Annotated in this window: 26 protein-coding genes; 18 read left to right on the forward strand and 8 right to left on the reverse strand. The window is 62.1% G+C overall.

Annotated features, from left to right (window positions below; genetic code table 11):
* Positions 1–12: 12 nt before the first annotated feature.
* From accC to PVT67_RS17100, 4 genes are all read right to left on the reverse strand, one after another.
* Positions 13–1,365, reverse strand: a complete 1,353-nt coding sequence (gene accC / locus PVT67_RS17085; RefSeq protein WP_301495782.1) for an acetyl-CoA carboxylase biotin carboxylase subunit — start codon at positions 1,363–1,365, stop codon at positions 13–15.
* A gap of 9 nt (positions 1,366–1,374) precedes the next feature.
* Positions 1,375–1,833 (reverse strand): acetyl-CoA carboxylase biotin carboxyl carrier protein, encoded by a 459-nt coding sequence (gene accB, locus PVT67_RS17090; RefSeq protein ID WP_301495784.1) that lies wholly within the window; start codon positions 1,831–1,833, stop codon positions 1,375–1,377.
* 24 nt (positions 1,834–1,857) lie between these two features.
* The gene (aroQ, locus tag PVT67_RS17095; RefSeq protein WP_419181041.1) at positions 1,858–2,313 is read right to left on the reverse strand and encodes a type II 3-dehydroquinate dehydratase; all 456 of its coding nucleotides are present in this window, start codon (positions 2,311–2,313) and stop codon (positions 1,858–1,860) included.
* A gap of 216 nt (positions 2,314–2,529) precedes the next feature.
* Complete coding sequence (locus PVT67_RS17100; protein ID WP_301495789.1) at positions 2,530–2,760, reverse strand: cell division protein ZapB; 231 nt, start codon at positions 2,758–2,760, stop codon at positions 2,530–2,532.
* 99 nt (positions 2,761–2,859) lie between these two features.
* Here PVT67_RS17100 and PVT67_RS17105 point away from each other — a divergent pair, with 99 nt between their 5' ends.
* Together PVT67_RS17105 and PVT67_RS17110 are read left to right on the forward strand one after the other, a co-directional pair.
* Positions 2,860–3,900, forward strand: a complete 1,041-nt coding sequence (locus PVT67_RS17105) for a formimidoylglutamase (protein WP_301495792.1) — start codon at positions 2,860–2,862, stop codon at positions 3,898–3,900.
* 73 nt (positions 3,901–3,973) lie between these two features.
* Complete coding sequence (locus tag PVT67_RS17110; protein WP_301495794.1) at positions 3,974–4,861, forward strand: DMT family transporter; 888 nt, start codon at positions 3,974–3,976, stop codon at positions 4,859–4,861.
* A gap of 90 nt (positions 4,862–4,951) precedes the next feature.
* Here the strand turns inward: PVT67_RS17110 and PVT67_RS17115 are convergent, their stop codons facing one another.
* Positions 4,952–5,860 (reverse strand): LysR family transcriptional regulator, encoded by a 909-nt coding sequence (locus PVT67_RS17115; protein WP_301495796.1) that lies wholly within the window; start codon positions 5,858–5,860, stop codon positions 4,952–4,954.
* Between the two features lie 77 nt (positions 5,861–5,937).
* Between PVT67_RS17115 and PVT67_RS17120 the strand changes: the two genes are divergently transcribed.
* Both PVT67_RS17120 and PVT67_RS17125 read left to right on the forward strand, forming a co-directional pair.
* A complete protein-coding gene (locus PVT67_RS17120) occupies positions 5,938–6,807 on the forward strand; it encodes a DMT family transporter (RefSeq protein WP_301495798.1) in 870 nt (289 codons plus the stop codon).
* 136 nt (positions 6,808–6,943) lie between these two features.
* Complete coding sequence (locus PVT67_RS17125) at positions 6,944–7,561, forward strand: LysE family translocator (RefSeq protein WP_301495800.1); 618 nt, start codon at positions 6,944–6,946, stop codon at positions 7,559–7,561.
* Between the two features lie 8 nt (positions 7,562–7,569).
* Here PVT67_RS17125 and PVT67_RS17130 read toward each other — a convergent pair whose 3' ends face one another.
* Positions 7,570–7,776 (reverse strand): hypothetical protein, encoded by a 207-nt coding sequence (locus PVT67_RS17130; protein WP_301495802.1) that lies wholly within the window; start codon positions 7,774–7,776, stop codon positions 7,570–7,572.
* 284 nt (positions 7,777–8,060) lie between these two features.
* Here PVT67_RS17130 and PVT67_RS17135 point away from each other — a divergent pair, with 284 nt between their 5' ends.
* The gene (locus tag PVT67_RS17135; RefSeq protein ID WP_301495804.1) at positions 8,061–8,618 is read left to right on the forward strand and encodes a GNAT family N-acetyltransferase; all 558 of its coding nucleotides are present in this window, start codon (positions 8,061–8,063) and stop codon (positions 8,616–8,618) included.
* Positions 8,619–8,715: 97 nt separating this feature from the next.
* On the opposite strand, the gene hutI is transcribed toward PVT67_RS17135, so the two are convergent.
* Positions 8,716–9,939 (reverse strand): imidazolonepropionase, encoded by a 1,224-nt coding sequence (gene hutI / locus PVT67_RS17140; RefSeq protein WP_301495806.1) that lies wholly within the window; start codon positions 9,937–9,939, stop codon positions 8,716–8,718.
* Between the two features lie 72 nt (positions 9,940–10,011).
* Here hutI and PVT67_RS17145 point away from each other — a divergent pair, with 72 nt between their 5' ends.
* The 13 genes from PVT67_RS17145 to PVT67_RS17205 all read left to right on the forward strand — a co-directional run bounded on the left by PVT67_RS17145 (position 10,012) and on the right by PVT67_RS17205 (position 21,415).
* Entirely contained in the window at positions 10,012–10,722 is a 711-nt protein-coding gene (locus tag PVT67_RS17145) for a UTRA domain-containing protein (RefSeq protein WP_301495809.1), read from the forward strand.
* Entirely contained in the window at positions 10,719–12,389 is a 1,671-nt protein-coding gene (gene hutU, locus PVT67_RS17150) for a urocanate hydratase (RefSeq protein WP_301495811.1), read from the forward strand. The genes PVT67_RS17145 and hutU overlap by 4 nt, the downstream gene beginning before the upstream one ends.
* Positions 12,389–13,921 carry a histidine ammonia-lyase gene (gene hutH / locus PVT67_RS17155; protein ID WP_301495812.1) on the forward strand — a complete coding sequence of 511 codons (1,533 nt, stop codon included), beginning with the start codon at positions 12,389–12,391 and terminating at the stop codon, positions 13,919–13,921. The genes hutU and hutH overlap by 1 nt, the downstream gene beginning before the upstream one ends.
* 144 nt (positions 13,922–14,065) lie before the next feature.
* On the forward strand, positions 14,066–14,542 hold the full coding sequence (locus tag PVT67_RS17160; RefSeq protein WP_301495813.1) for a DUF1203 domain-containing protein: 477 nt from the start codon (positions 14,066–14,068) through the stop codon (positions 14,540–14,542).
* Between the two features lie 204 nt (positions 14,543–14,746).
* Entirely contained in the window at positions 14,747–16,933 is a 2,187-nt protein-coding gene (locus PVT67_RS17165) for a bifunctional diguanylate cyclase/phosphodiesterase (protein WP_301495814.1), read from the forward strand.
* A gap of 85 nt (positions 16,934–17,018) precedes the next feature.
* Positions 17,019–17,234: a hypothetical protein gene (locus PVT67_RS17170; RefSeq protein WP_301495817.1), complete on the forward strand. Its 216-nt coding sequence runs from the start codon at positions 17,019–17,021 to the stop codon at positions 17,232–17,234.
* Positions 17,235–17,342: 108 nt separating this feature from the next.
* Positions 17,343–18,149: an NYN domain-containing protein gene (locus PVT67_RS17175; protein WP_336407772.1), complete on the forward strand. Its 807-nt coding sequence runs from the start codon at positions 17,343–17,345 to the stop codon at positions 18,147–18,149.
* 292 nt (positions 18,150–18,441) lie between these two features.
* Positions 18,442–18,825, forward strand: coding sequence for a hypothetical protein (locus PVT67_RS17180; RefSeq protein ID WP_301495819.1), 384 nt, complete (start codon positions 18,442–18,444; stop codon positions 18,823–18,825).
* Between the two features lie 718 nt (positions 18,826–19,543).
* Positions 19,544–19,915: a hypothetical protein gene (locus PVT67_RS17185; protein ID WP_301495821.1), complete on the forward strand. Its 372-nt coding sequence runs from the start codon at positions 19,544–19,546 to the stop codon at positions 19,913–19,915.
* Positions 19,916–20,005: 90 nt separating this feature from the next.
* The gene (locus PVT67_RS17190) at positions 20,006–20,329 is read left to right on the forward strand and encodes a hypothetical protein (RefSeq protein WP_301495823.1); all 324 of its coding nucleotides are present in this window, start codon (positions 20,006–20,008) and stop codon (positions 20,327–20,329) included.
* A 78-nt stretch (positions 20,330–20,407) separates the two neighbouring features.
* Positions 20,408–20,830, forward strand: a complete 423-nt coding sequence (locus PVT67_RS17195) for a DUF4279 domain-containing protein (RefSeq protein ID WP_301495825.1) — start codon at positions 20,408–20,410, stop codon at positions 20,828–20,830.
* 69 nt (positions 20,831–20,899) lie between these two features.
* Positions 20,900–21,073 (forward strand): transposase, encoded by a 174-nt coding sequence (locus tag PVT67_RS17200; protein ID WP_301495827.1) that lies wholly within the window; start codon positions 20,900–20,902, stop codon positions 21,071–21,073.
* Positions 21,074–21,094: 21 nt separating this feature from the next.
* Positions 21,095–21,415 carry a hypothetical protein gene (locus PVT67_RS17205; RefSeq protein ID WP_301495829.1) on the forward strand — a complete coding sequence of 107 codons (321 nt, stop codon included), beginning with the start codon at positions 21,095–21,097 and terminating at the stop codon, positions 21,413–21,415.
* Between the two features lie 703 nt (positions 21,416–22,118).
* On the opposite strand, the gene PVT67_RS17210 is transcribed toward PVT67_RS17205, so the two are convergent.
* On the reverse strand, positions 22,119–24,401 hold the full coding sequence (locus tag PVT67_RS17210; protein WP_301495831.1) for a CocE/NonD family hydrolase: 2,283 nt from the start codon (positions 24,399–24,401) through the stop codon (positions 22,119–22,121).
* Between the last annotated feature and the right edge of the window lie 123 nt (positions 24,402–24,524).

Raw genomic sequence — 24,524 nt, forward strand, 5'->3', positions numbered from 1 at the left:
CCGGCGTTTTGCTTATTGGCCTTCGAGGCCTTTGAGCTTCTTCTCCAGGTAGTGGATGTTGGTCCCACCGTTGTAGAAGTTCTCGTCTTTCATGATCAGCTTGTGCAGCTCGACGTTGGTCTTGATGCCTTCGACCACCAGCTCGGACAGGGCGTTCTGCATCCGGGCTATGGCCACGTCGCGGTTCTCACCGTAGGTGATCAGCTTGCCCACCATGGAATCGTAGTTGGGCGGCACGCGGTAGTCGGTGTAGATATGGCTGTCCCAACGCACACCCAGGCCACCGGGCGGGTGGAAACGGGTGATCTTGCCGGGGCTGGGGATGAAGGTGCGGGGATCTTCGGCGTTGATCCGGCACTCCATGGCATGGCCACGGATCACCACGTCGGCCTGGCTGATGGACAGGGGCTGGCCGGCGGCGATGCGCAGCTGCTCCTTGATCAGATCCACGCCGGTCACCATCTCGGTCACAGGGTGTTCCACCTGGATACGGGTGTTCATCTCGATGAAGTAGAACTCGCCGTTCTCGTAGAGGAACTCGAAGGTACCGGCGCCGCGGTAGCCGATCTCCACGCAGGCACGGGCACAGCGCTCGCCTATGGTCTTGCGCATGGCCTCGGTGATGCCGGGAGCAGGGGCCTCTTCCACCACCTTCTGGTGGCGGCGCTGCATGGAGCAGTCACGCTCACCCAGGTGGATGGCGTTGCCCTGGCCGTCGGCCAGCACCTGGATCTCGATATGGCGCGGGTTCTCGAGGAACTTCTCCATATAGACTTCCGGGTTGCCGAAGGCGGCACCGGCTTCAGCCTGGGTGGTGGCGATGGCGTTGACCAGTTCGGCCTCGCTGCGCACCACGCGCATGCCGCGGCCACCGCCGCCGCCGGAGGCCTTGACGATCACCGGGTAGCCAATGCGCTTGGCGATGGCCTTGTTGCGGGCCTCGTCGTCGGTCAGGGAGCCGTCGGAGCCCGGCACGCAAGGCACGCCGGCCTTCTTCATGGCGGCGATGGCAGACACCTTGTCGCCCATCAGGCGGATGGTGTCGGCGCGGGGGCCTATGAAGATGAAGTCGCTCTTCTCTACCTGCTCGGCGAAGTCGGCGTTCTCGGCCAGGAAGCCGTAGCCGGGGTGGATGGCCACGGCATTGGTGACTTCGGCGGCGGCGATGATGGCCGGGATGTTCAGGTAGCTCTGGTTGGACGGCGCAGGCCCGATACAGATGCTCTCGTCGGCCAGCAGCACGTGCTTGAGCTCACGGTCGGCGGTGGAGTGCACGGCCACCGTCTTGATGCCCATCTCGCGGCAGGCGCGCAAAATGCGCAGCGCTATCTCGCCCCGGTTGGCAATAACCACTTTATCCAGCATGTTGCGTCCTTATTCGATGATGAACAGGGGCTCGTCGAATTCTACGGGCTCCCCGTTTTCCACCAGTATGGCCTTGATGGTGCCGGACACTTCGGCTTCGATCTGGTTCATCATCTTCATGGCTTCGATGATGCACAGGGTATCGCCCTTGCTGACGCTCTGGCCCACTTCGGCGAAGGGCTTGGCACCCGGGCTGGAGGAACGGTAGAAGGTGCCGACCATGGGGGACTTCTGCACCTGGCCGCTCACTTCCGCCTTGGCGGGGGCAGCGGCGGCAGCCGGAGCTGCTGCGGGAGCGGCGACAGGGGCCGGGGCAACCTGGGGCGCCACGCTGTAGTGCATCGGCATCATGGGGGCGCTGCCGCCACGGCTGATGCGGACAGACTCTTCACCCTCGGTGATTTCCAGCTCGTTGATGCCTGATTCTTCTACCAGCTCGATCAGCTTCTTGATTTTACGAATATCCATAGAAAGGCTTCTCTGATTTTCTGCTTAGTTGATATTGACCGAAAGCCGCCGGGCGGCCGCTTCCAGTGCGAATAGGTAGCCCTGTGCCCCCAGGCCACAGATCACCCCCACCGCCTTGTCGGACAGGTAGGAATGGTGGCGGAAGGGTTCGCGGGCATGGACGTTGGACAGGTGCACTTCGATGAAGGGGATGGCCACCCCCAGGAGGGCATCCCGCAGCGCCACTGACGTATGGGTGAAGGCCGCCGGGTTGATGATGATGAAATCCACCCGGCCCATGGCGTCATGGATGGCGCCCACCAGCTCATGTTCGGCATTGCTTTGGATATGTTCGAGGGAAATGCCTAGCTGGCTGGCCCGCTCCGTCACCCCTGCGACTATGTCGTCCAGGCTCTGGTGGCCGTAAACCTCGGGCTCGCGCTTGCCGAGCAGGTTGAGGTTGGGCCCATTGATGAGCAGTACTGTGGGTTTCGCCATGATCTTCCGGAATTTTGCTGTGAACTGTCCGGCAACAGGTCGGAAAGTTCGAGTCATCCGACCACCAGGGGCAAAATGGCCCGCTTTCAAGGCATTATATAGGGTCGATTGGAAAAGGCAGCAAAATACTGGTCTTATCTCAGCAAAGTACGGCAGGTTTGTGGGATCTGGGCGAAAGGGAAAGGCAAAAGAAAGCCCGGCGATGGCCGGGCTTGGGCGTCAGAGCAGTTCGTCTACTTGGGCAATCTTGCCAAGAACGGCGTTGATCCTGTCCTGAACCTGTTCCAGTTCGCCCTTAAGCCGGGTGTTTTCCTGGGTCAGGCTCTCCACCTGGCCGGCAAACTGGCCCTTCTGGGCCTTCACTTCTTCCAGTTCCATCTGCAGAAGGCCTATGGTGTCCACGGCAGCCTGCACTTTCGCTTCCAGCTTTTCCAACAATTCCAGCGACATGTTTTCCCCTAATGAAAATTGGCGCACTTCAGGCCTGTGACCTGCGCCGTCGATCTATTGTAACTTAACGCCTCTCACATGAAAGAAAGCAAAGGCCCTATGAAGTTGAAGGTCTACACCCATTCCGACGTGGCACGCCTCATCAGCCACAGGCCCCTGGAAACCAAGGTGGGCGAAGCCCTGACCTTGCTGCCCCAGGGCGAGGATCTCTCTGACCGCCTGGCCAAAGCCAAGAGCCTGGGTGCCCGCTTCGCCCTGCTGGGGGTGCCCGAGGATCTGGGGCCCAGGGCCAACCTCGGCAAAGGTGGCGCCGAACTGGGCTGGCCGGCCTTCCTGCAGCGCTTCTTGAACCTGCAAAGCCAGCCCGGCTTTCCTACCCAGAGTCTGCTGCTGCTGGGCGAACTCGAGCTGAATGACCTGATGGCCCAGGGCCAGGAACTCTCGGCCCAGCGCCCCGAACAGCTGGCAAAGCTGCGGGAACTGGTCGGCGAGGTGGACAAGCGCCTGGCACCGGTGATCAAGGCCATAGCCAAGGCCGGACTCATCCCCATCGTCATCGGCGGTGGCCACAACAATGCCTTCCCCATCATCCAGGGCATGCATCAGGCCCTTGGCGACCCCATGGCCGTGCTCAACATCGATCCCCATGCCGATTTTCGGCCCATGGAAGGCCGCCACTCCGGCAACGGCTTCCGCTACGCCCACGAGGGCGGCCACCTGGCCCAGTACCAGGTGCTGGCCATGCACAGCTGGAAAAACTCGGCGGCCAGCCAGCAGGCGTTGAAAGACGCCGGCTTCGGCTTCGTCAGCTACCAGGACCTCAAGGTCAGCCGCAGCACCAGCCTGGAGCAGGCATTGGAACAGCTGAGCCGCAAGCTGCTCGGCCACCCCACTGGCCTGGAGCTGGACATGGACGTCATCAACCTGATGCCGGCCAGCGCCTACACCAACGCCAGCCTGCCGTTGGCCGACGTAGAGTACCTGATCCACCGCGCCGCCACCCTGCTCAGGCCCCGCTACCTCCACCTTTGCGAGGCCGCCCCGGCCCGGCACCCCGCAGGCGAGGCCTTCGGGATCAGCGATTGCGGCCAGGGCCTGGCGGCCATGGTGGTGGCCTTCGTCGAGGCCATGGTTCCCTGAAATTAGGGGTCCGTTTTCGGCGCGACTCTGTGGTTGAAAAGGCGCTATGATGGCGCCTCACAAGGAGATCACCATGCCGCGCCGATATATCCCTGAATTGCTGCTACTCGCCGCCCTCTGGGGGGCATCCTTCCTCTTCATGCGGGTCTCGGCGCCGGCCTTCGGCCCAGTGCCGCTGATCGCCCTGAGGGTGGCCGTCGCCGCCCTGGTGCTGCTGCCGGTACTGGCCTGGCGTGGCCAGCTGCCGCAGCTCAGGCAGCACGTCAAGCCCCTGGCCGTGGTCGGCCTGGCCAATTCGGCCCTGCCCTTTACCCTCTTCGCCTTCGCCACCCTTTACCTCACCGCCGGCCTCACCGCCATCCTCAACTCCACGGCGCCCTTCTGGACGGCCCTGGTCGCCTTCGCCCTCTGGGGTGAGAAGCTCAGCGGCCAGCGCCTGCTGGGCATCGCCATAGGTTTTGCGGGGGTGGTGATACTGGTCTGGCACAAGCTGGCCGCCGTGGATGCCCTCTGGGCCATAGGGGCCTGCCTGCTGGCCTCCCTCTGCTACGGCTTTGCCGCCAACTACTCCAAGCACAAGCTGGCCGGGGTGCCGCCCCTGGTGAGCACAGTCGGCAGCCAGATAGCGGCGGCGCTGATGCTGCTGCCCCTGACCTATTTCTACTGGCCGGCCGGCCCCATCGGCACCCAGGCCTGGCTGGCGGCCATCGCCCTCGGCGTGCTCTGCACCGGCATCGCCTACCTGCTGTTCTTCCGGCTCATCGCCCATGTGGGGGCCGGCAACGCCGTCATGGTCACCTTCCTGATCCCCATCTTCGGCAATCTCTGGGGGGCCCTCTTCCTCGGCGAACACCTGACCCTCACCCTGCTGGCCGGTGGCACCGTCATATTGCTGGGCATCGCCTTCTCCCTTGGCGTCATCCGCAAGAAGGCCCCAACACCCCAGCCCGCCGCAGATTAAGCCTCTCCACCGGCAGTATCTGTTCTTTCAGCCAGAGAAGGCCGGGATCCATGGCAAAGCCCGAGGGTTTCAAAGCCAAGCCCAGCCTGGCTAGACGCCGCTAGCCACGTCCAGGATCTGTTCCTTCAGCCAGTGTAATCCCGGGTCCTGGGCGAAACGGGGATGCCAGGCCATGACCTGGGTGAAGCTCAGGCCGCTGGCCGCCAGGGGATAGGCGTGGAGGCCGTGCTGGCGGGCGTAGAGCCCGGCCACGGCGCTCGGCACCACCACCACCAGCTCGGTGCTGGCCAGAACGCCGGGTATGGCCTGGAAGTCCGGCACCTGCAGGCGGATCTGTCGCTGGATGCCGTGGCCCTGCAGCCAGTGGTCCAACAGCAGTTGGCTGTGGCCCCAGTCCGAGGGGTAGATGTACTGCAAGGACCCAAGCTTTGCCGGGGTCGGCGCCGCCAGGGGCCGGCCGCTGAGCAGGCTCACCGATTCGGTCACCAGGGGCTGTTGCTCCAGCCGGGGAGAAAGGTGCGCCGGTTCGTTGAAACCCAGCACCAGGTCCAGCTCCCCCCTTTCCAGCTCCTGCTCGTAATCCGACTGCCCCAGCACCCGCAGCCGCAGGCTGACGCCGGGGGCCTTGGCCATCAGCGCCGCCATCAGCGGCGGCAGCAGCACCATGTCCACGTAGCTGCCCGCCGCCAGGGTGAAGCGGCGCTCGCTGCTGGCCGGGTCAAAGGCGGGGGCCTGGGCCAGGGCGTCGTCCACCAGGGTAAGGGCCTGGCGAAAGGCCGGGGCCAGGGCCTGGGCCCTGGGGCTCGGCTGCATGCCGCTGCGCCCGGCCACGAAGAGCGGGTCCCCCAGCTGGTCGCGCAGCCTCGCCAGGGCATGGGAGACGGTGGACTGGGACAGGTGCAGCTGCCGCGCCGCCTCCGACACCGAGCGGCAGAGCATCAGGGTGTCGAACACCTTGAGCAGGTTCAGATCCAGCCTGGACATATCGATATCCGCCATGGGGTAATGATGATTATTCATTTTAACCATGGAAGGGCGGCTCCTAGAATGGCCTCTGCTTTGTCGAGGCATCCAACATGCTCAAGAATTACCTTTTCCTGTGGGGAGTCGGCCTGATCTGGGGCTCCCAATTTTTATTCCAGCAGAAGGCCGTGGCGGCCCTGCCCCCCGTCTGGGTCGGCGCCGGCCGGGCCATGGTGGGCTGCATGACCCTGGTCGCCCTCTGCTACTTCCTCAAGCTCAAGGCCAGCAAGCGCCAGTGGGGCAAGTACCACCTGATCGGTTTCCTGGAAGCCACACTGCCCTTCGTGGCCGTGGCCTGGGGCCAGCAGTACCTGGATACGGCCGTGGCCGCCATCCTGATGGGCACCATCCCCTTCTTCGCCATACTGCTGAGCCCGTTGCTGGTCAAAGGGGCCCGCATCACCGCCATGGGCCTGCTGTCGGTGGCCGTGGGCTTCGCGGGGCTGCTGGTGCTCTTCGCCCCCGAGCTGGGCCAAGGGGTCAACGCCAGCTTCTGGGGCGCCATGGCCATCATAGGCGCCAGCGCCTGCTTCGCCCTGGCCCTGCTGCTGCTCAAGCGCCTGGACAGCGAGGAACCGCTGATCGTGGCCCGCAACGTGCTGCTGGCCGCCAGCAACCAGTTGGTGCTGCTGGCCTTGCTGACCGCCCCCCTGGACAGCTTCCAGCCCACCGGCCCGGCCCTCGGCGCCGTGGCTTACCTGGGCGTGATGTGCGCCGGCGTCGTCTACCTGCTGTACATGATCCTCATCCAGAAGGCAGGCCCAGTGTTTGCCTCCCTGTCCAACTACCTGGTGCCCCTGGTCGGCGTGATCCTCGCCGCCACCCTCAACCAGGAACAGCTGGGCTCCAACACCTGGGTGGCCCTGGCCGTGATCCTCAGCGCCGTGGCCATCAACCAACTCGGCGAGCGTAAGGCGCAATAAGCCAAGCGCATTGCGCCATCAGGTAAAAGACAAAAGGCCGCACCCGCGGCCTTTTTGCTGCCTCCGCTCTGGTCAGATTGCGCCCCTCACCGCCTTGCCTTAAGGTGCAACGGCCCCCTCTTCACCGGAGCCCGCCGTGCAGGAACAAGTGCTGCTCATCTTCCTGGCCACCTTCTTCTTCGTGTCCATCACTCCCGGCATGTGCATGACGCTGTCCATGACCCTGGGCATGACCCTGGGGGTCAGGCGCACCATGTGGATGATGGCGGGGGAACTGCTGGGGGTGGGCCTGGTGTCGGTGGCGGCCGTGGTGGGGGTGGCGGCGGTGATGCTCAACTACCCGTTGCTGTTCCAGCTCTTCAAGTACGGCGGCGGCGCCTACCTGCTCTACCTCGGGGTGCAGATGTGGCGGGCCAGGGGCAAGCTGGCCCTGACCGGCGAGCCCGGCCAGGCCCCAGCCTCCCGGCGCCAACTGGCGACCCAGGGTTTCGTCACCGCCATCGCCAACCCCAAGGGCTGGGCCTTCATGGTCTCGTTGCTACCGCCCTTTATCGACACGGCCCGTTCCCTGCCCGGCCAACTGGGCCTGCTGGTGGGGATCATCCTCTGCACCGAGTTCGGCTGCCTGATGCTCTACGCCGCCGGTGGCAAGAGCATGGGCCGCTTCCTTGGCAGCGGCAACAACCTGGCCCTGGTCAACCGTATCGCCGGCACCCTGATGATGGGGGTAGGGCTCTGGTTGGCATTGGGGTAAGGCCGAGCCTAACCTGGCCGGGCCTGATGGTCCCCCGCCCCCAGGCGCTGAAGGCAAGCCTGCAATTCGGCCTCGCTGATATTGATATATTCCACTACCCGGCCATAGAGCATGGCGGTGGGCACGGGCCGGCCACCTAGCTCCTGCTGGGTCTGGTTGAGCACATAAAGCACGATACGCTCCAGCTCGTTAAGGCCGTCGCGCGCGTCTGGCAATGGTGGCTTTGGCAAAAGATCACTCCCAATTGATTGGGCCAAGGGCAGACCCAGCTTATCCTTTTCGCCACCAAAAAGGCCTCTTCTGCGGCCTTTTGGCTTAGCGGCAGATGCCGCATATTTCTTTGCCCCGCCCCAGAGCTGACTCAGCGACCAGGCCGAGAGGCTTGAGGTTTTGATAAAGCCCGCCGGCTGGTGGATTTGCTGTATTAGCGATGGCCGGTTGTGATGATTTAACCAGCGACCTACTATCAGCCATCACGTCAATCAAGCAAGGATGCATGATGCCAGCACAAGCAGCGCAGGACCGGACGCCCAGGCTGAGCCACTACCCACCAGGCGAGGCGGATGGCGCCCTGCTCAAGGCCATAGGGCGTTTTCGCAGCGCGATCTGGCGCGACAGGGCATCGCAGATGGCACCCAGCGACGAAGACAGCGGCTGGCTGGAAGCGGCCGATCACCACTCCCACCTTTGGCTTGTCACCGGCGCCGATGGCACCCTCATCGCCACGGCGCGCCTGAGCTTGTCCTGGGATCTCGCCCACTTGCCGGAACGGGAGCTTTACGCGGATCTCGAAGCTGAACTGGCGCCGCCTTTTGCCACCATGGGACGACTGGCCGTGGCGCCAGCCTGGCGCCGGCAGGGCATTGCGGAACAACTGATCCGGGCCAGGCTCAGCAAGGCCGAGGCACTGGGCGCGAACAGCATACTGCTCGATTGCCCGGAGCACCGGGTGCTGGCCATGCAGAAGCACGGTTTCAAGGCGCTCAAGGAACCCCAGGCCGGCGTCTTGTATCCAGAGATGACTTTCGTGGTGATGGGTAAGTTCGCCACGGCCTAGCCGGCGGTTGCTCACCCAGAAGGCTCCTGCAATGCAGGCGCCATGAAAAAGGCGCCACTCTAAAGTGGCGCCTCCTTCAACAGGGTCGTCTGGCGTGCTAACGCCTGATGCCACTCACTTCCTTGCCCCCGACCCAGAGCTGGCTCAGCGGCCTGACCCCGAACTGGTAGCAGAGCTCGGCCGGTTCGCTGACGGCCCAGAGGGCCATGTCGGCCTGCTTGCCAACTTCCAGGCTGCCGATCTGCTCCTGCATCCCCAAGGCCTGGGCGGCGTGGATAGTGGCGCCCTTGAGGGCCTCTTCAGTGGTGAGGCGGAACAGGGTGCAGCCCATGTTCAGCATCAGCAGCAAGGAACTCAAAGGCGAGGTGCCGGGGTTGATGTCGGTGGCGATGGCCATGGGCACGCCATGTTTACGCAGCAGCGCCATGGGCGGCAGCTTGGTCTCCCGCAGGAAGTAAAAGGCGCCGGGCAGCAGCACGGCCACGGTGCCGCTATCCTTGATGGCCTTGATGCCGGCTTCGTCCAGGTATTCGAGGTGGTCCACCGACAACGCCTTGAAGCTGGCCGCAAGCGCAGAGCCGCCGAGGTTGGAGAGCTGCTCGGCATGGAGTTTCACCGGCAGCCCGGCCTGGCGGGCGGCCTCGAACACCTTGCGGGTCTGTTCCAACGAGAAACCCACCCCTTCGCAGAAGGCGTCCACGGCGTCCGCCAGCCCCTCGGCGGCTATGGCCGGCAGCATCTGGTCGCAGACGAGGTCGATGTAGGCGTCGGGGTCGCCCTTGTATTCGGCGGGCACGGCGTGGGCGCCGAGGAAGGTGGTGCGGATGCGCTGGGGCATCTGCTCGCCGAGGAGGCGCGCCACCCGCAGGCACTTGCGCTCGGCTTCCAGCTCCAGGCCGTAGCCGGATTTGATCTCGACAGTAGTGACCCCTTCGTCCAGCAGGGCGCGCAGCCGGGCGCGGGCGCTGTGGTAGAGGCTTTCTTCGTCTTCCTCACGGGTGGCGCGCACCGTGCTCATGATGCCGCCGCCGGCCTTGGCTATTTCCTCGTAGCTCGCCCCTTCCAGGCGCAGGGCGAATTCCCGGGCGCGGCTGCCGCCATAGACGATATGGGTGTGGCAGTCGATGAAGCCCGGCAGCAGCCAGCCGCCCCGGCCGTCGACGACGGGCAGCAGCGGGTCCAGGGCCGGCAGCTCATCCTTCTTGCCCAGCCAGGCTATCTTGCCGTCCTTCACGGCCAGGGCGCCGTCCAGCACATTGCCCGCCGGGCCCATGGTGGCCAGGTTCACGTTCACTACCAGCTGATCCCAGTCTGCCGACATCTTGCCTCCGCAACTTGTATATACAACTTAACTGTGCCACATTGACGTCAACGTCAACAAGCCTTTTTGGTCATGAGCAAGTTTGAACCCATACGCCGCTGGCTGCTGGACAGCATAGACGCCGGGGACCTCAGCCCGGGGGACGCGGTGCCGTCGGAGAACCAGCTGGCCGAGCGTTTTTGCGTATCGCGGATGACGGCGCGCCGGGCCCTGACCGAGCTGGTGGACAGCGGCATGCTGGAACGGCGCCAGGGCCAGGGCACCTTCGTGGCCGAGCTCAAGGCCCAGAGCGCCCTGCTGACCATCCGCAACATCGCCGACGAAATAGCGGAGCGGGGCCGCCACCACCAGGCCGAGGTGGTGAGCCTCAAGTCCCTGCCCTGCCCGCCGGATATCGCCAAGCTGCTGGGGGTCAAAACAGGAGAGGCCGTGGGCTTCTCCCGCATTTTGCACGCCGAGGACGAGGCGCCCATCCAGCTGGAGGAGCGTTACGTCAACCTGGCCCTGGCCCCGGGCTACCTGGACCAGGACTTCGGGGCCCATACGCCCCACGAATATTTGAGCGCCGTGGCGCCGCTCACCGCCGCCCACCACTGGGTGGAGGCGGTGGCCGCCGACGGCAACCAGGCCGGGCTGCTGGACGTCGCCGAAGGCAGCCCGCTGTTGAAACTGACCCGGCTCACGGCCGCCCGCCAGGGTGCCGTCAGCCTGGCCCGCCTTTACCACCCCAGCCATTACCGGCTGGGCGGACAAGTACCAATGACATTGGGGGAGAAGTTATGAACCGTCTCGACGAAAGCCGCGTGATCCGTGCGCCCCACGGCTCAGAGCTGCGCTGTAAGAACTGGCTGGCCGAGGCCGCCCTGCGCATGCTGATGAACAACCTGGACCCGGATGTGGCCGAGCATCCCCAGGCCCTGGTGGTCTACGGCGGCATTGGCCGCGCCGCCCGCAACTGGGAGTGCTTCGACAAGATAGTGGAGGTGCTGCAGCGCCTGGAAGCCGACGAGACCTTGCTGGTCCAGTCCGGCAAGCCGGTCGGCGTCTTCAAGACCCACAGCGATGCCCCCCGCGTGCTGATCGCCAACTCCAACCTGGTGCCCCACTGGGCCAACTGGGAGCACTTCAACGAGCTGGATAAGAAAGGCCTGATGATGTACGGCCAGATGACGGCAGGCTCCTGGATCTACATCGGCTCCCAGGGCATAGTCCAAGGCACCTACGAGACCTTCGTGTCCGTGGCCAAGCAGCACTTCGAAGGCAAGGCCCAGGGCAAGTGGATCCTCACCGGCGGCCTCGGCGGCATGGGCGGCGCCCAGCCCCTGGCCGGCACCATGGCCGGCTTCTCCATGCTGGCCGTGGAGTGCGACGAGACCCGCATCGACTTCCGCCTCCGTACCCGCTACGTCGACAAGAAGGCCACCAGCCTGGATGAGGCGCTGGCCATCATCGAAGAAGCCCAGGCCAAGGGCCAGGCCCTGTCCGTGGGCCTGCTGGGCAACGCCGCCGACGTCTTTGCCGAACTGGTAGAGCGCGGCATCACCCCCGACGTGGTCACCGACCAGACCTCCGCCCACGACCCCCTGAACGGCTACCTGCCCCAGGGCTGGACCATGGCCCAGGCCCGCGAAATGCGCCTGAAGGACGAAGCGGCCGTGGTCAAGGCCGCCAAGCAGTCCATGGCCGTGCAGGTGCGCGCCATGCTGGCCCTGCAGGAGCGCGGCGCCGCCACCCTGGACTACGGCAACAACATCCGCCAGATGGCCCTGGAAGAGGGTGTCGAGAACGCCTTCGACTTCCCCGGCTTCGTGCCCGCCTACATCAGGCCCCTGTTCTGTGAAGGCATAGGCCCCTTCCGCTGGGCAGCCCTCTCCGGCGATCCGGAAGACATCTACAAGACCGACGCCAAGGTCAAGGAACTGATCCCCGACAACCCGCACCTGCACAACTGGCTGGACATGGCCCGTGAGCGCATCGCCTTCCAGGGCCTGCCCGCCCGTATCTGCTGGGTCGGCCTCAAGGACCGCGCCCGCCTCGGCCAGGCCTTCAACGAGATGGTCAAGAACGGCGAACTCAAGGCCCCCGTCGTCATCGGCCGCGACCACCTGGATTCCGGCTCCGTCGCCAGCCCCAACCGTGAAACCGAATCCATGATGGACGGTTCCGACGCCGTTTCCGACTGGCCGCTGCTGAACGCCCTGCTCAACACCGCCGGCGGCGCCACCTGGGTGTCTCTGCACCACGGCGGCGGCGTCGGCATGGGCTTCAGCCAACATTCCGGCGTCGTCATCGTCGCCGACGGCACCGACGCGGCCCACCAACGCCTGGGCCGGGTGCTGCGCAACGACCCGGGCACCGGCGTCATGCGCCACGCCGACGCCGGCTACGACATCGCCAAGAACTGCGCCCGTGAACAGGGCCTGGATCTGCCCATGCTGGAGAACAACTGATGTTTGAACTGGTACTGAAACCCGGCACCCTCAGCCTGGCCGATATCCGCCGCGTCGCCCGCGGCCCCGTCAGGGTCAGCCTGGATGACGCCGCCTGGCCGGCCATCGAGGCCAGCGCCGCCATGGTGCAGAAGGTCATAGAGGAAGACCGCACCGTCTACGGCATCAACACCGGTTTCGGCCTGCTGGCCAACACCCGCATCGCCCGCCACGAGTTGGAAGAGCTGCAGCGCCGCATCGTGCTGTCCCACGCCGCCGGCATCGGCGAGCTGATGAGCGAAGACACGGTGCGCCTGCTGATGGTGCTCAAACTCAACTCCCTGTCCCGCGGCTTCTCCGGCATCCGCCCCGTGGTGCTGCAAGGGCTGATGGCGCTGATCAACGCCGAAGTCTACCCCTGCATTCCCAAGAAGGGCTCCGTAGGCGCCTCCGGCGACCTGGCGCCCCTGTCCCACATGGTCTGCCCGCTGATCGGCGAAGGCCATGTGCTGCACAAGGGCCAGAAGCTGACCGCCAGCCAGGGCCTGGAGATCGCCGGCATCCAGCCCGTGGTGCTGGCCGCCAAGGAGGGCCTGGCCCTGCTGAACGGTACCCAGGCCTCCACCGCCTTCGCCCTGCAAGGCCTCTTCGCCGCCGAAGATCTGTTCGTGGCCGGCTCGGTGATCGGCGCCACCAGCGTGGAAGCGGCCCTCGGCTCACGCCGTCCCTTCGATGCCCGCATCCACGAGGTGCGCGGCCAGAAGGGCCAGATCGATTCCGCCCGCCTCTACCGCCACCTGCTGGGTGACCGTTCCGAGGTGGGTGACTCCCACGCCAACTGCGCCAAGGTTCAGGACCCCTACAGCCTGCGCTGCCAGCCCCAGGTGATGGGCGCCGTCCTGACCCAGATCCGCCAGGCCGCCGAAGTGCTGCACTGCGAGGCCAACGGCGTCACCGACAACCCCCTGGTGTTCGCGAATGATGACGACATCATCAGCGGCGGCAACTTCCACGCCGAGCCGGTGGCCATGGCCGCCGACAACCTGGCCATCGCCATCAGCGAGATCGGTGCCCTGTCCGAGCGCCGCATGGCGCTGCTGATCGACAAGAACCTGTCCGGCCTGCCGGCCTTCCTGGTCAACAACGGCGGCGTCAACTCCGGCTTCATGATCGCCCAGGTCACAGCCGCCGCCCTGGCGTCCGAAAACAAGTCCCTGGCCCACCCGGCCAGCGTCGACAGCCTGCCCACCAGCGCCAACCAGGAAGACCACGTGTCCATGGCCACCTTCGCCGGCCGCCGCCTGGCCGACATGGCCGCCAACACCCGTGGCGTGCTGGCCGTGGAATACCTGGCCGCCTGCCAGGGCTTGGACTTCCGCGCCCCGCTCAAGGCAAGCGAAGCCGTTGAAAGCGCCAAGGCGACACTGCGCGCCCAGGTCAGCTTCTACGACCAGGACCGCTACATGGCCGCCGACATGGAAGCCGCCGACGCCATCCTGGCCAGCGCCGAGCTGAACAGCCTGGCCATCCCCGGCCTGCTGCCCAGCCTCTAAGCCGGCACGCAAAATGGAAAAGGCCCCTGATGGGGCCTTTTTTATGGCCCCAAGCCACCATCGCCAACTCCGGGTCCGCTTTTGGCCAGCATTTAGGGCCGCCCTTGGGCAAGCTCTCCTTGCACCCAATACAAGGAGAACCCCATGCCTAGCTTTATCCTCAAGGGCCTCGCCGAGGCCCAGTTTGCCGACCTCTTCAGCCTCGACGATCGGCAGTTGGCCGCCCGGCAGATCCGGCGCCTGGTCGCCGACAGTCCGAGCGGCTATCCCTGCCGGATCAGCCTCGAAGACGCCCAGCCAGGTGACGAAGTCCTGCTGCTGCCCTACCGGCACCAGGGGGCGGACAGCCCCTACAGGGCCAGCGGCCCCATCTTCGTGCGCCGAGGCGCACGCCAGGCCGAACTGAAAGCAGGAGAGGTACCGCCCTACATCGGCAAGCGGCTGATCTCAGTCAGGGGCTACGACCACGGCCACCATATCATCAGGGCCGAGGTCTGCCCCGGCGCCGAACTGGCGCCGCTGCTGGAAGACTTCTTCTCAGGCCCGGCCCTGGCCTATGTGCAGCTGCACAATGCCAAGTGGGGCTGCTACCTCTGCCAGGCCGAAAGGGCCCAGCTCTGAGCGGTGAGGAGGCCGAGCGAAATAAGAAGCTACGACCAAACTCGCCCCGGGCCCTTGGCGCTTTTTACCTGGGTCGCCGGGCAAAGATGACCTGGCTCAAAGCTTGAAGGCGCAACCCAGGCCATGCTGTTGCCAAGGACGTCAAAGCCTGCTCTGATGGACTGACGGCGCCCCGGCGGCGCAAGGAATGAAGGTGCCATGGCCATGAAGAAAGGCGAAGCCGGGCTGTTGCCCGAGCAGCCCGACAGTGCCCTGTTGGCCGAAATGGTGGACACGGCGCCCCTGGCCCTGGCCGGCGCCGACCAGGGTGGCCAACTCCATCACTTCAACCCGGCGTTCGCCCTGCTGCTGGAGGACGCCGGCCTCACCGGCAAGGCCGCAATCACGGCGCTCTTTACGAGCCTGGACCAGGCCAAGTGGCAGGGGCTGTGCAAGCGGGCCGAGCAGGCGGGCCTGGCCCTCAGCCTGGAACGGACCAAGGGCGGCCAACTGTTCGAACTGTCCCTGCGCGGCCGCCAGCACTGGCCTGCCGCTTTCACCCTCTGCCTGAAGCGCTGCGGGCCCGACTTCCACAGGGAAAGCATCCAACTGCTGCAAAGCGAGGTGCTGCAAGCCGTGGCCCAGGGGGAGCCCTTGCACCACTGCATGGAGCTGCTCTGCAAGCGGGTGGAGACATTGGCCCCTGAACTGCTCTGCACTGTGCTGCTGGTGGATGACGACGGCAAGGTCCACCCCTGCGCCGCCCCCAGCATGGCCCCCCTCTTCAGCGACGCCATCGACGGCGAACCCATTGGCCCCAAGGCCGGCTCCTGCGGCACCGCCGCCTGGCGCCGCCAGCCGGTGGAGGTCACCGACATCGCCACAGACCCCCTCTGGGAGCACTACAAGGCCCTGGCGTTACCCCTGGGCCTGGCCGCCTGCTGGTCCAGCCCCATACTGTTCAAAGACGGCAAGGTGGCCGGCACCTTCGCCCTCTACTACCGGGAAAAGCGCGGCCCCAGCGCCTTCCACCGCCAGATGGTGGAGACCTGCGTCCATATCTGCGCCCTGGCCATGGAGCACGAGCGGGCCCAGCAGCAGATCCACCGGCTGGTGTTCTTCGACCCCCTCACCGGCTTGCCCAACCGCAGCCTGTTGCGGGACAGGCTGGAGCAAGCCCTGACCGCCACCCGTTTCAGCAGGGCGCCCCTGGCGGCGCTCTTCATCGACTTGGACAACTTCAAGGCCATCAACGAATCCCTGGGTCACGCCGTCGGCGACCAGCTGCTGCAGCTGCTGGCCGGGCGCCTGCAGGACGGCCTGTCCCACAAGCACACCCTGGCCCGCACCGGCGGCGACGAGTTCCTGCTGCTGGCGATCGACACCGACGCCAACCAGGCCAGGACCCTGGCGGAAGGGCTGCTGGCCAGGATCCAGATCCCTGTGCAACTGGCGGGCCGGGAGCTGTCCATCAGCGCCAGCATCGGCATCAGCCTGGCGCCGGAAGACGCCACCAACGTCGACACCCTGCTCAGGAACACCGAGATAGCCCTGCACCAGGCCAAGGACAGCGGCCGCAACACCTGGTCTTTCTACAAGGCGGCCATGAACGAGAGCGCCCAGCTGCGCCACCAGCAGCTGGCGGCCCTGCGCAGGGCCATGGCCGAGAAGAGCCTGGTGCTGCACTACCAGCCCCAGATCTCGGTCAAGGAGGCCAGGCTGGCCGGGCTGGAAGTGCTGGCCCGTTGCCAGGATCCCGCCCTCGGGAACATCCCCCCCGCCGTCTTCATTCCCCTGGCCGAGGAAAGCGGCCTCATCTGCAACCTCGACTGCACTGTGCTGGAGCAGGCCCTGGTGCAGCTGACCGCCTGGCGCCGGCAAGGCCTCGCCATCCCCGCCGTCGCCGTCAACCTCTCGGCCCTGGACTTCCGCCAGCCGGATCTGGTGGAACGGATCCAGGCCCTGCTCCAGGAGCAGGGCCTCAGCGGCGCCGACCTGACCCTGGAGATCACCGAAGGGCTGCTGATCGAGTCCAACGACCAGATCCTGGCCACCATGGAGCGGCTCCGCGCCCTGGGCATCAGCCTCTCCATCGACGACTTCGGCACCGGCTTTTCCAGCTTGAGCTACCTCAAGCGCTTCCCGGTGGCCGAGCTCAAGGTGGACCGCAGCTTTATCCGCGACATCGAGACAGATCCCAGCGACCGCACCCTCACCGCCGCCGTCATCCAGCTGGGCGCCAGCTTCGGGCTGCGGGTGGTGGCCGAAGGGGTCGAGACCCAGGAACAGCTGGAGCTGGTCACGGGCCTCGGCTGCGACCTGATCCAGGGCTACCACTTCGCCGCCCCCATGACGGCCCCCGAGCTGGCGCTCTGGCTGACCGGGGACGGCAAGGCCTGGCTGCCACAATAGTGCCTGGCGCCATTTTTACGCTGTCCAGACAAGGCCTTAGCCCTTTTGGCGGCTATGCTTGAGCAGGGATATCGGGGGGAATGCCATGACCAAATCGAAAGTCGACCGCCAGACCAAACAGGCCAGGGTGCGCATCCACAGAGGCGTCCAGCTGACCGGCCTGCTGCTGCTGGTGGCGGTACTGGCCGCCTTCCTCGGCGAAAGCTGGTTGGCGGAATTGGGGGGCCTCGGCGCCGTGGTGGTGGGTGTCCTGACCGCCGTCGGCTATTGGAAGTTGAAGCAGGGGAGGCATCAGCATTGATGTGTTGTGGCCTTGAGCGGCCATGGCATAGGCCTTGATGGACGCCCCTCAATGGCATTTACCTGCATCATGTTGTGCGTTAGCGTTGGCAAATGACTAGAGCAACGCTTGGATGCGCTGCAAGCAACGGAGTGCAACATGGTGTCACCAAAACTTATCGCCAAGATCGAGTCAGAAGAACCCGCTTTGAGATTGGCCGTCCTTATCGACGCGGATAATGCCCAAGCCGCTGTGATTGAAGGGTTGCTGGCCGAAATCGCCCGTTATGGTGAAGCGACCGTCAAGCGAATCTACGGCGACTTCACCTCCCCCACCAGCGCAGCCTGGAAGAAAGTACTTCAGCGGCATGCCATCAAGCCCATACAGCAATACGCTTACACCACGGGTAAGAACGCCACTGATAGCAGCATGATCATTGACGCGATGGACCTGCTTTATAAACGCAAGTTCGATGGCTTCTGCATAGTCAGCAGCGATAGTGACTTTACTGGCCTGGCCGTGCGCCTAAGGGAGGAAGGTCTCATGGTTCTGGGTTTTGGCGAGGAAAAAACACCTGATGCCTTCCGCAGCGCTTGCCACAAATTCATCTTTACCGAGGTATTGCGCCCCAAGGCAAGTAAGGAAAGCATCACTGACCAAGAGCACCCCTCTGCCACCGTAGGAAAACCACAAGCTTCTTTTCCAAGGCAGTTCATGCTTGATGCCTTGGAGCAATCGAGCGACGACTCGGGTTGGGCGCATTTGGGCACCTTTGGTGACTATCTATCAAAGCTTCAACCCGAGTTCGATTCGCGAAATTTTGGTTTTAAGAAACTCTCAGATTTGGTCAGAGCCAAGGACGATCTCTTTATCACGGAAGAGCGCCAGATAGCCGGATCCGACCAGAAGGTTCTCTATATCAGAGCAGTCAAATAGCTTCTTTTGACAAATAGAAAGACCGCTGCAAGGAGTCCTTTTTGCTTATGAAAGCCCGCCCAAATTTGCCGGTATGGCGTTCAATGAAGCCGGTGTTGCGGAGAGGCTTCCCCCTCTTCAATGGCGTTGGCGGTGCCATTGCCCTGGGCCTGGCCGGTGTGCCCATGGGAGCCATAGGCTCCATGACTGGCGATACCAGTGCTGGAGTGCCGAGCTACAACAGCTTCGTACAGGCTCCGGCCGGAGCCATTGCTGTTGCGCCCCGACAGCAGCCATGACAGGCAGATATAAAATGCCGTTGCCCGGTGGCGAAGGCGGAGATACGCCAGGTACTGCCGTTATTGGCGGTGGTGGCATCTTTTTCTGCATGCTGCTGATGGCAGCTTCGGGTGACGGCTGGCGTTTTGGCAACCCGACCTTTGCCATGGCCTTCGGCTTGGTAATGGGCCTGATCTTTCTCAACCTCGGCGCCCAGTATTTTTCCGGACTGAGATACTGCATCATCGCCATTACCGGCATCTTGGCCTTGTTCAGTTTGGGGGCTGCGCTTCAGCCACTTTTCGGCCATTCACTGGAAGACGGGCGTAAGGCATTCAAGCTGCTGACCACCTTTGGCTATTGCTTGGCCGTTGCCGTCAACCAGTACCGGTTATTAAGAACACCCAAGGAAGATTGAGCGGGCCAGGAAAGGCTTCGCTTATCGGGTTTGTCCAAGGAGAGATGAAAACAAGGATGTGATCAGCCGATTGGGGGCTGTAACCCAAGGGCGGTAGCGTGTCTTGAATGTGCCAGCGGCACGGCTTTTTGTTTGCCGGTTCCCGCACCGGCGGGCGTGATACTTTGTTTTCGCACAAAGTATCCAAAAGCACCGCCCCTGGCGTTACGCGATGTCCTTACCTCTGGTCGCTTACCGCTGACCGCTGCGTACGGTTCCCGACGCGTCCTCCGCTCGCTCGACATCCTTGTCTCGCGTCAGCTCACGCTCCCGGCGGTAAGGCGCTCCACTTAAAAGGGGCTCCGGGGCCTTATCCGCAAGGTTCGGCTGGCTGTGAAAGGGTAGTTAGCGCCGTTCAGGTTTTTGGATGGGCGTACAGTGTATCTCTCGGTTCCGGTCATTCAGGAGCTTTTGTGACAGCCGCCAGCTCTCGCTTTGTCCGGTGTGACCAGTTATAAGAGACTGATGTAGTGGGAGTTATCGCTCATCCGATGTGATGATAAAGCGCCATCGGCTTGCGTGATAAAGAGACGGCTCGCTTTCACGCAGCGACATAAAATGTCAGAAGGAAATCAATAGGGGGATCAGTTGGTTAGAGCTATGAGCAAAACTGGTCTAATGAGTAAAAGCGAGCCGGCTCGCTAATAAAACTGTTAACTGTCTGAACTAATGGTGCAAAATGATAAGGATATCTGCTTTTATATTTGCTCTGCTTATTTCTACGGTAGTTTCAGCTGAAGAGGCGGTTATAGTTGTATTTCCTTTTGAAACTTCTCAGGGCAGCGGAACTGCAAGCTTAGAACGTGTATTCTTACTTGAAGATGAACTGGAAAAGGCTATACGTAACGCAAAGGCCGGTGAGCTAGATGGTAATGAGGTAGGTCAAGGCGTGGCGGTCATCTATATGTACGGCCCGAGTGCTTCCGTGCTCTATGGGGCCATAAGGTCAGTATTAGAAAAATCCAGCCTCACACAAGAAGGTTACGTTCGGGTTCGGTTTGGCCCTCCGGGCTCAAAAGAAAATAGGTATAAACTTGGAAACAACAGTTAACAATGCACAGCAGTCGCTCCCGTTGGTCGCTGGGACCGTCAAAACGCTGCGCTTTTTTGCCGTCCCCTGTGTGCGGCGTTAGTGCTCAATATGAACCTGCTACTCAAGTGGAAAATTTGGAGAATTGAATCCGCTCTCAAGAATCTTGTGAGAGCAGAGGGGCTCAAACCGATGGTTTGGTCTTTTGGCGCGTATTATATTGATCCGAAATACCTCGTATTTGTTGTGGGTGTTCCAACCGATACCGCTAAAGAAACGTTAAAGTCCAACAGCACTTTTACTGCATCAATGAAAGAGCTGCTTGAAACTTTCAACTGGCCAATACAAGCAAGGCCAGAAGTAGTTTTTGATGTTGAGTCACAAGAAACAGTAGATAGAGAAAATAATGGTAACTGGTGGTATCACTACAAATAGCACTAACAAAGCCAGCCAGTATCGCTCTGGACCTCGTTTCACTCGGCCGCTGCTGGCGGCGTTAGGCGTCAGACAGACATGGCCCATTTAGATCGCTCAGTAGCGACATTAAGAATCATCGGGGATGATCTCAACCCGGATGAAATCTCTGCTCTCCTCGGTCACACTGCTTCAAAACAGCAGACAAAAGGGGAAGTAATCATTGGCAAGGTCTCGGGCGTTTCACGTATTGCCAAAACTGGTATGTGGTACTTGGAAGCTATGGATGCAACGCCTGAAAACCTCGATGGCCAAATAGCCGAGTTGTTGGGTAAGCTCACAGGAAATCTTAAAGTGTGGGCCAAAATATCGAGTAGCTGCAGAATTGATCTTTTTTGTGGCTTGTTCATGAAGCATAGCAACGAGGGTTTGTCAGTCTCTGCGGAATCTATGAAGGCCCTTGGTGAGCGAGGGATTGAACTAGGCTTGGATCTCTATGGCCCTGATGAAGCTGATGATTGAACATCCAGTTCGTTCTGGACCTCACCCGCTTTAACGGACACGCATCACTCACTCACCGAGAGGAAGTCGATGCATGCTTACAAGACCGGAAAACGGACCCCGCAGTACAGCCTGGAATTCAAGGTCAAGGCAGTGCTGTGGAGCCATGAACCCCATCGCAGCGTCAAGGAAGTGGCCGAGGTGCTGGACATCCTTCCTTTCATCTTGTCTCGTTGGTGCCGGGAATGTCGTGATGGTGAGTAAGGCATGAACCTCCTACGGATAATGAGACTCTTCAAAAAAGAATGCATCTGCTTGCAGGATGGCGTCATCCGCTACAGCGCCAAGGACGGCGACAGAGTTATCCCCTTGGCTGATCTGGCGGAAGTCCACTACTGGTGGGATATGGGGGTGGGATTCCAGCACTGCCTGATCCTGGTATTCAGCGGCGGGGAGCTTGGCCTGGATCCGGACACAAAAGGGGTCCCCCAGCTCCTGGCAGACCTCAGCGAGGCGTTGGCGGGCTTTCCCAAACGGCTGGAACTGGATGGGTTGATCGATAATGAACTGGTCTGTGACAAGGTCCCGATCTGGCACCGGTCATGACAAGATACCCTCGCATTCCAATTCCTGCTTGCATGTGATGCCACTGGGAAGTTTCGGGCAGTCGTTTTCAGGCTCTCTCTTCAAGAGGATTTACCAAAGCCGACCTTTGTCGTCCCTCACGCCATCAGCAGCAGGTAGGGCCCCGGGGCCCCTTTGAGTGAAGCGCCGGGATGGAAGTCGCGAGAGGGCAGCTGAACCAGGGATGGTGAAGCAGGTGAGTACGCGTCGGGGCGAAGGTCGAAACGAAAGCATCGCTTTCGAGCACCTGAGCGCGAGGCCCCGGATGGCCGAGCTGGAATGAGCCGCCAAGGATGGCTTCCAGCTCAGGACCCCTTGATCGGGTGGAGCGACCAGAGGCGAAGATTAAGCGACAAAATCGCCAGGAATGATTGGGGCCGCCGAGGCTTGAACATCGTCGCTAAGCGTCGATGGCCCGCAGGGCGAGGGCCAGGGAAGGCCCGAGTAAACAAAGTATCCCGCCCGCCGGGGCGGGACCCGGCATATAAAAGCGTTATCAAATCAAAGAACGGACTGAAATCAGAAAGTCCTCCTGGCAACCACTCGACAGAAGCAACGCCATTCCCCTAAACCCCTACCAACCCAGTTAGTAAGCTGTTACTGCATCACAAGTCACCAAAATGAATCCTCAGCTCCGCGCCAGAAGACGACAACGGAGCCGAGATTTTATGGGATCTGCTTGTCCCTAGGACTTCCAGGCTTGCAGTGGCAGATGGAGCTCCGAGTCGCTGAACCAGTCCAGGGTAAGCGGGGCGCCGGCATCCTTGGTGCCTTCCAGGTTAACCGGCTTGCCCGAGCCCAGATTCACCTGGGCGTTCTCGTTCTTGTTGACGTTGAGCACCAGCACCAGGCGACTGCCCGGCTGTAACAGCTTGGCGGTCATGTAGGTATTGGTGAGGGGAACGCGGGTCTTTTGGTTGGGGGTCAACAAGGTACGCTTCGACATGTCGGCGGCGTAACTGGCGCGGCTGATGTAGTTCACCAGGTGGAAATATTCCCCCTTGCCGGTCAGCTCGTAGAGGTTGTAGCCGATATCCAGGTCCTTCTTGTTGGTGACCAGGGAAAAGCTGCCTGTCATCACGCCGGAAAATTGGGTGGCCTCTTTGAAGGGCTCGGTAACAAACACCAGGCCGTTTTTATCGGGTAATGCGCTCTGGATAACCGGCAGGGCCGACAGGTTGCGCTGCTCGGCGCGGTCGGCCATATCCACCTTCATGGAAAACTTTTCAATAGTGCCAGGCCGCTTCGTCGACAACAGGTAATAGCCCTCTTCGCTGCGCTGCTTGGTCAGATAGAAGTTACGGCCTTTGGCGTTCAGCGCATCCAGGGATGGGGCATGCTGCCAGCTATTGCTGCCCATCAGCTGGTAATTGATATGGTCTTTCACCAGCTTGGGGCGCGGTTTGCCGTACAGCACGTGATCGAACCAGGCAAAGGCCAGCTCCTCTGTGTCTTTTTGCAGCGCAACAGGGTCCAGCTTGTAATTGCTGAGATACTGACCCGAAGTGGATTGGGCCGTGCCATGGTCATAAGGGCCTATCACCAGGAAATCCTGTGCCTTGGGATTGTTCTTCTGGTGACGTTTGACAAAGTCCAACGCGGAGATCTGCCCGCCATCGAAATAACCGGTGATAGACAACACAGGGATGTTGATCTGTTTATAGTCCGCGCCAAAAGGCAGCATCGCCTGGTAGTAGCTGTCGTAATCCGGATGTTTCAACCATTTCTGGAACCAAGGATTGGGCCGACCGTCCAACTTGTCGATATCCACAATGGGCCGCCCCGACCGATAGAGATCCTTTCTCAGCTTCTCAGCCTTCTGCCAGTCGGCGTAGACCGAATTGTCCATCGTCTTGTTGTCGGTAACAAAAAAGGCCCAAGGATAATTCGGGGTGATGACGATATTGTTTTCTATCGGCAAGCCGGTAATGGGGCTGGCGGCGGCATAAGGCACTATGGTCTTCAGGGCCTTGGGCAGGTGCTTGGTGGCCGCCCATTGGGTAAAGCCGTTGTAACTGCCGCCGTACATGACCACACGGCCATCGCAATAGGGCTGGCGGGCAACCCAGTCGATCACCCTGTCCGCATCCTCGCCATCATGTTCCCAGGGGCTGATCTTGTTGTGGCTGCCGCGCTTCCCCCTGCTATTGGCGACAATGCCCACATAGCCATGGGCCGCCGCATGGATGGCGGTTTTGATATGGCTCTTCTCATCGGCGTAAATGGTGAACTGCAGTGCCGCCGGCAGCGGCTTCTTCACGCCTTTCTTACGCACTAGGGTGGCGGCCAGTTCGACCCCGTCGGGGGTCTTGATCATGACCTCGGGCTGAATATCAAAGCGCCGGTTCTGCTCCATGGCAATGATCTTGTCCGCCGACGGGATCACCTGATAAAGCACCCGCATCAATTGGGTGTTGGCGACCACCTCTATGGCTTCGGCCTGGCTCAATGTCGCCTGGGTGCGATATTTCTTGTAGACATTGGTGGTGAAGTCCTCCGCACTGGGAATAGACCAGTTCAGTGCCTGGCTGACCTTTAAAAACGCTTCGTCACCCATGGCCGCAAGGCTCTGCTGCATGTAGGTACGCAGACGGTTGCTCTCTTCCGCTTCGCCCTTCCCTTCACCGGCGGGGAAGAGGGAGCCTAGGCGGTAGCAATAAAAGGTTTCCCCCTCCGGATTTTTATCCAGCAATTCAAGCAAGGCCGGATATTCCTGACGAGCCGACAACAAGGCGGTGCGGTTAAACATCTTTTGCGCCGCCACGGTTTCGGCGGGGAGCTGTTTGGCAATGGCGGCCAATTTGCCATACCAGGCGGGATCGTGAAGAAGCTGCACCACCTCGTCACGGGACCCGGCCTTAAGCTGCCGCAAAGGGTTGGGGATGGAAGGGTCCGATCCCGGTTGGGCTGTCACCTGCAGGGGAAGCCAGGCCAGCCCTAAAAGCAGGACCATGGCCCAAAGACGCAACTGCCGCATGACGGTATTCCTCTTGGTTATTTATGCTCCCCTGCAGCCTAAGGTCAGGCCGTACTGATGGCGTGATGGGGCGGTGATTTTTCGTGACTTTGGGTGATAAGCGCCTTACCTGAT

The sequence above is a fragment of the Gallaecimonas kandeliae genome (genome assembly GCF_030450055.1).
Lineage (GTDB): Bacteria > Pseudomonadota > Gammaproteobacteria > Enterobacterales > Gallaecimonadaceae > Gallaecimonas > Gallaecimonas kandeliae.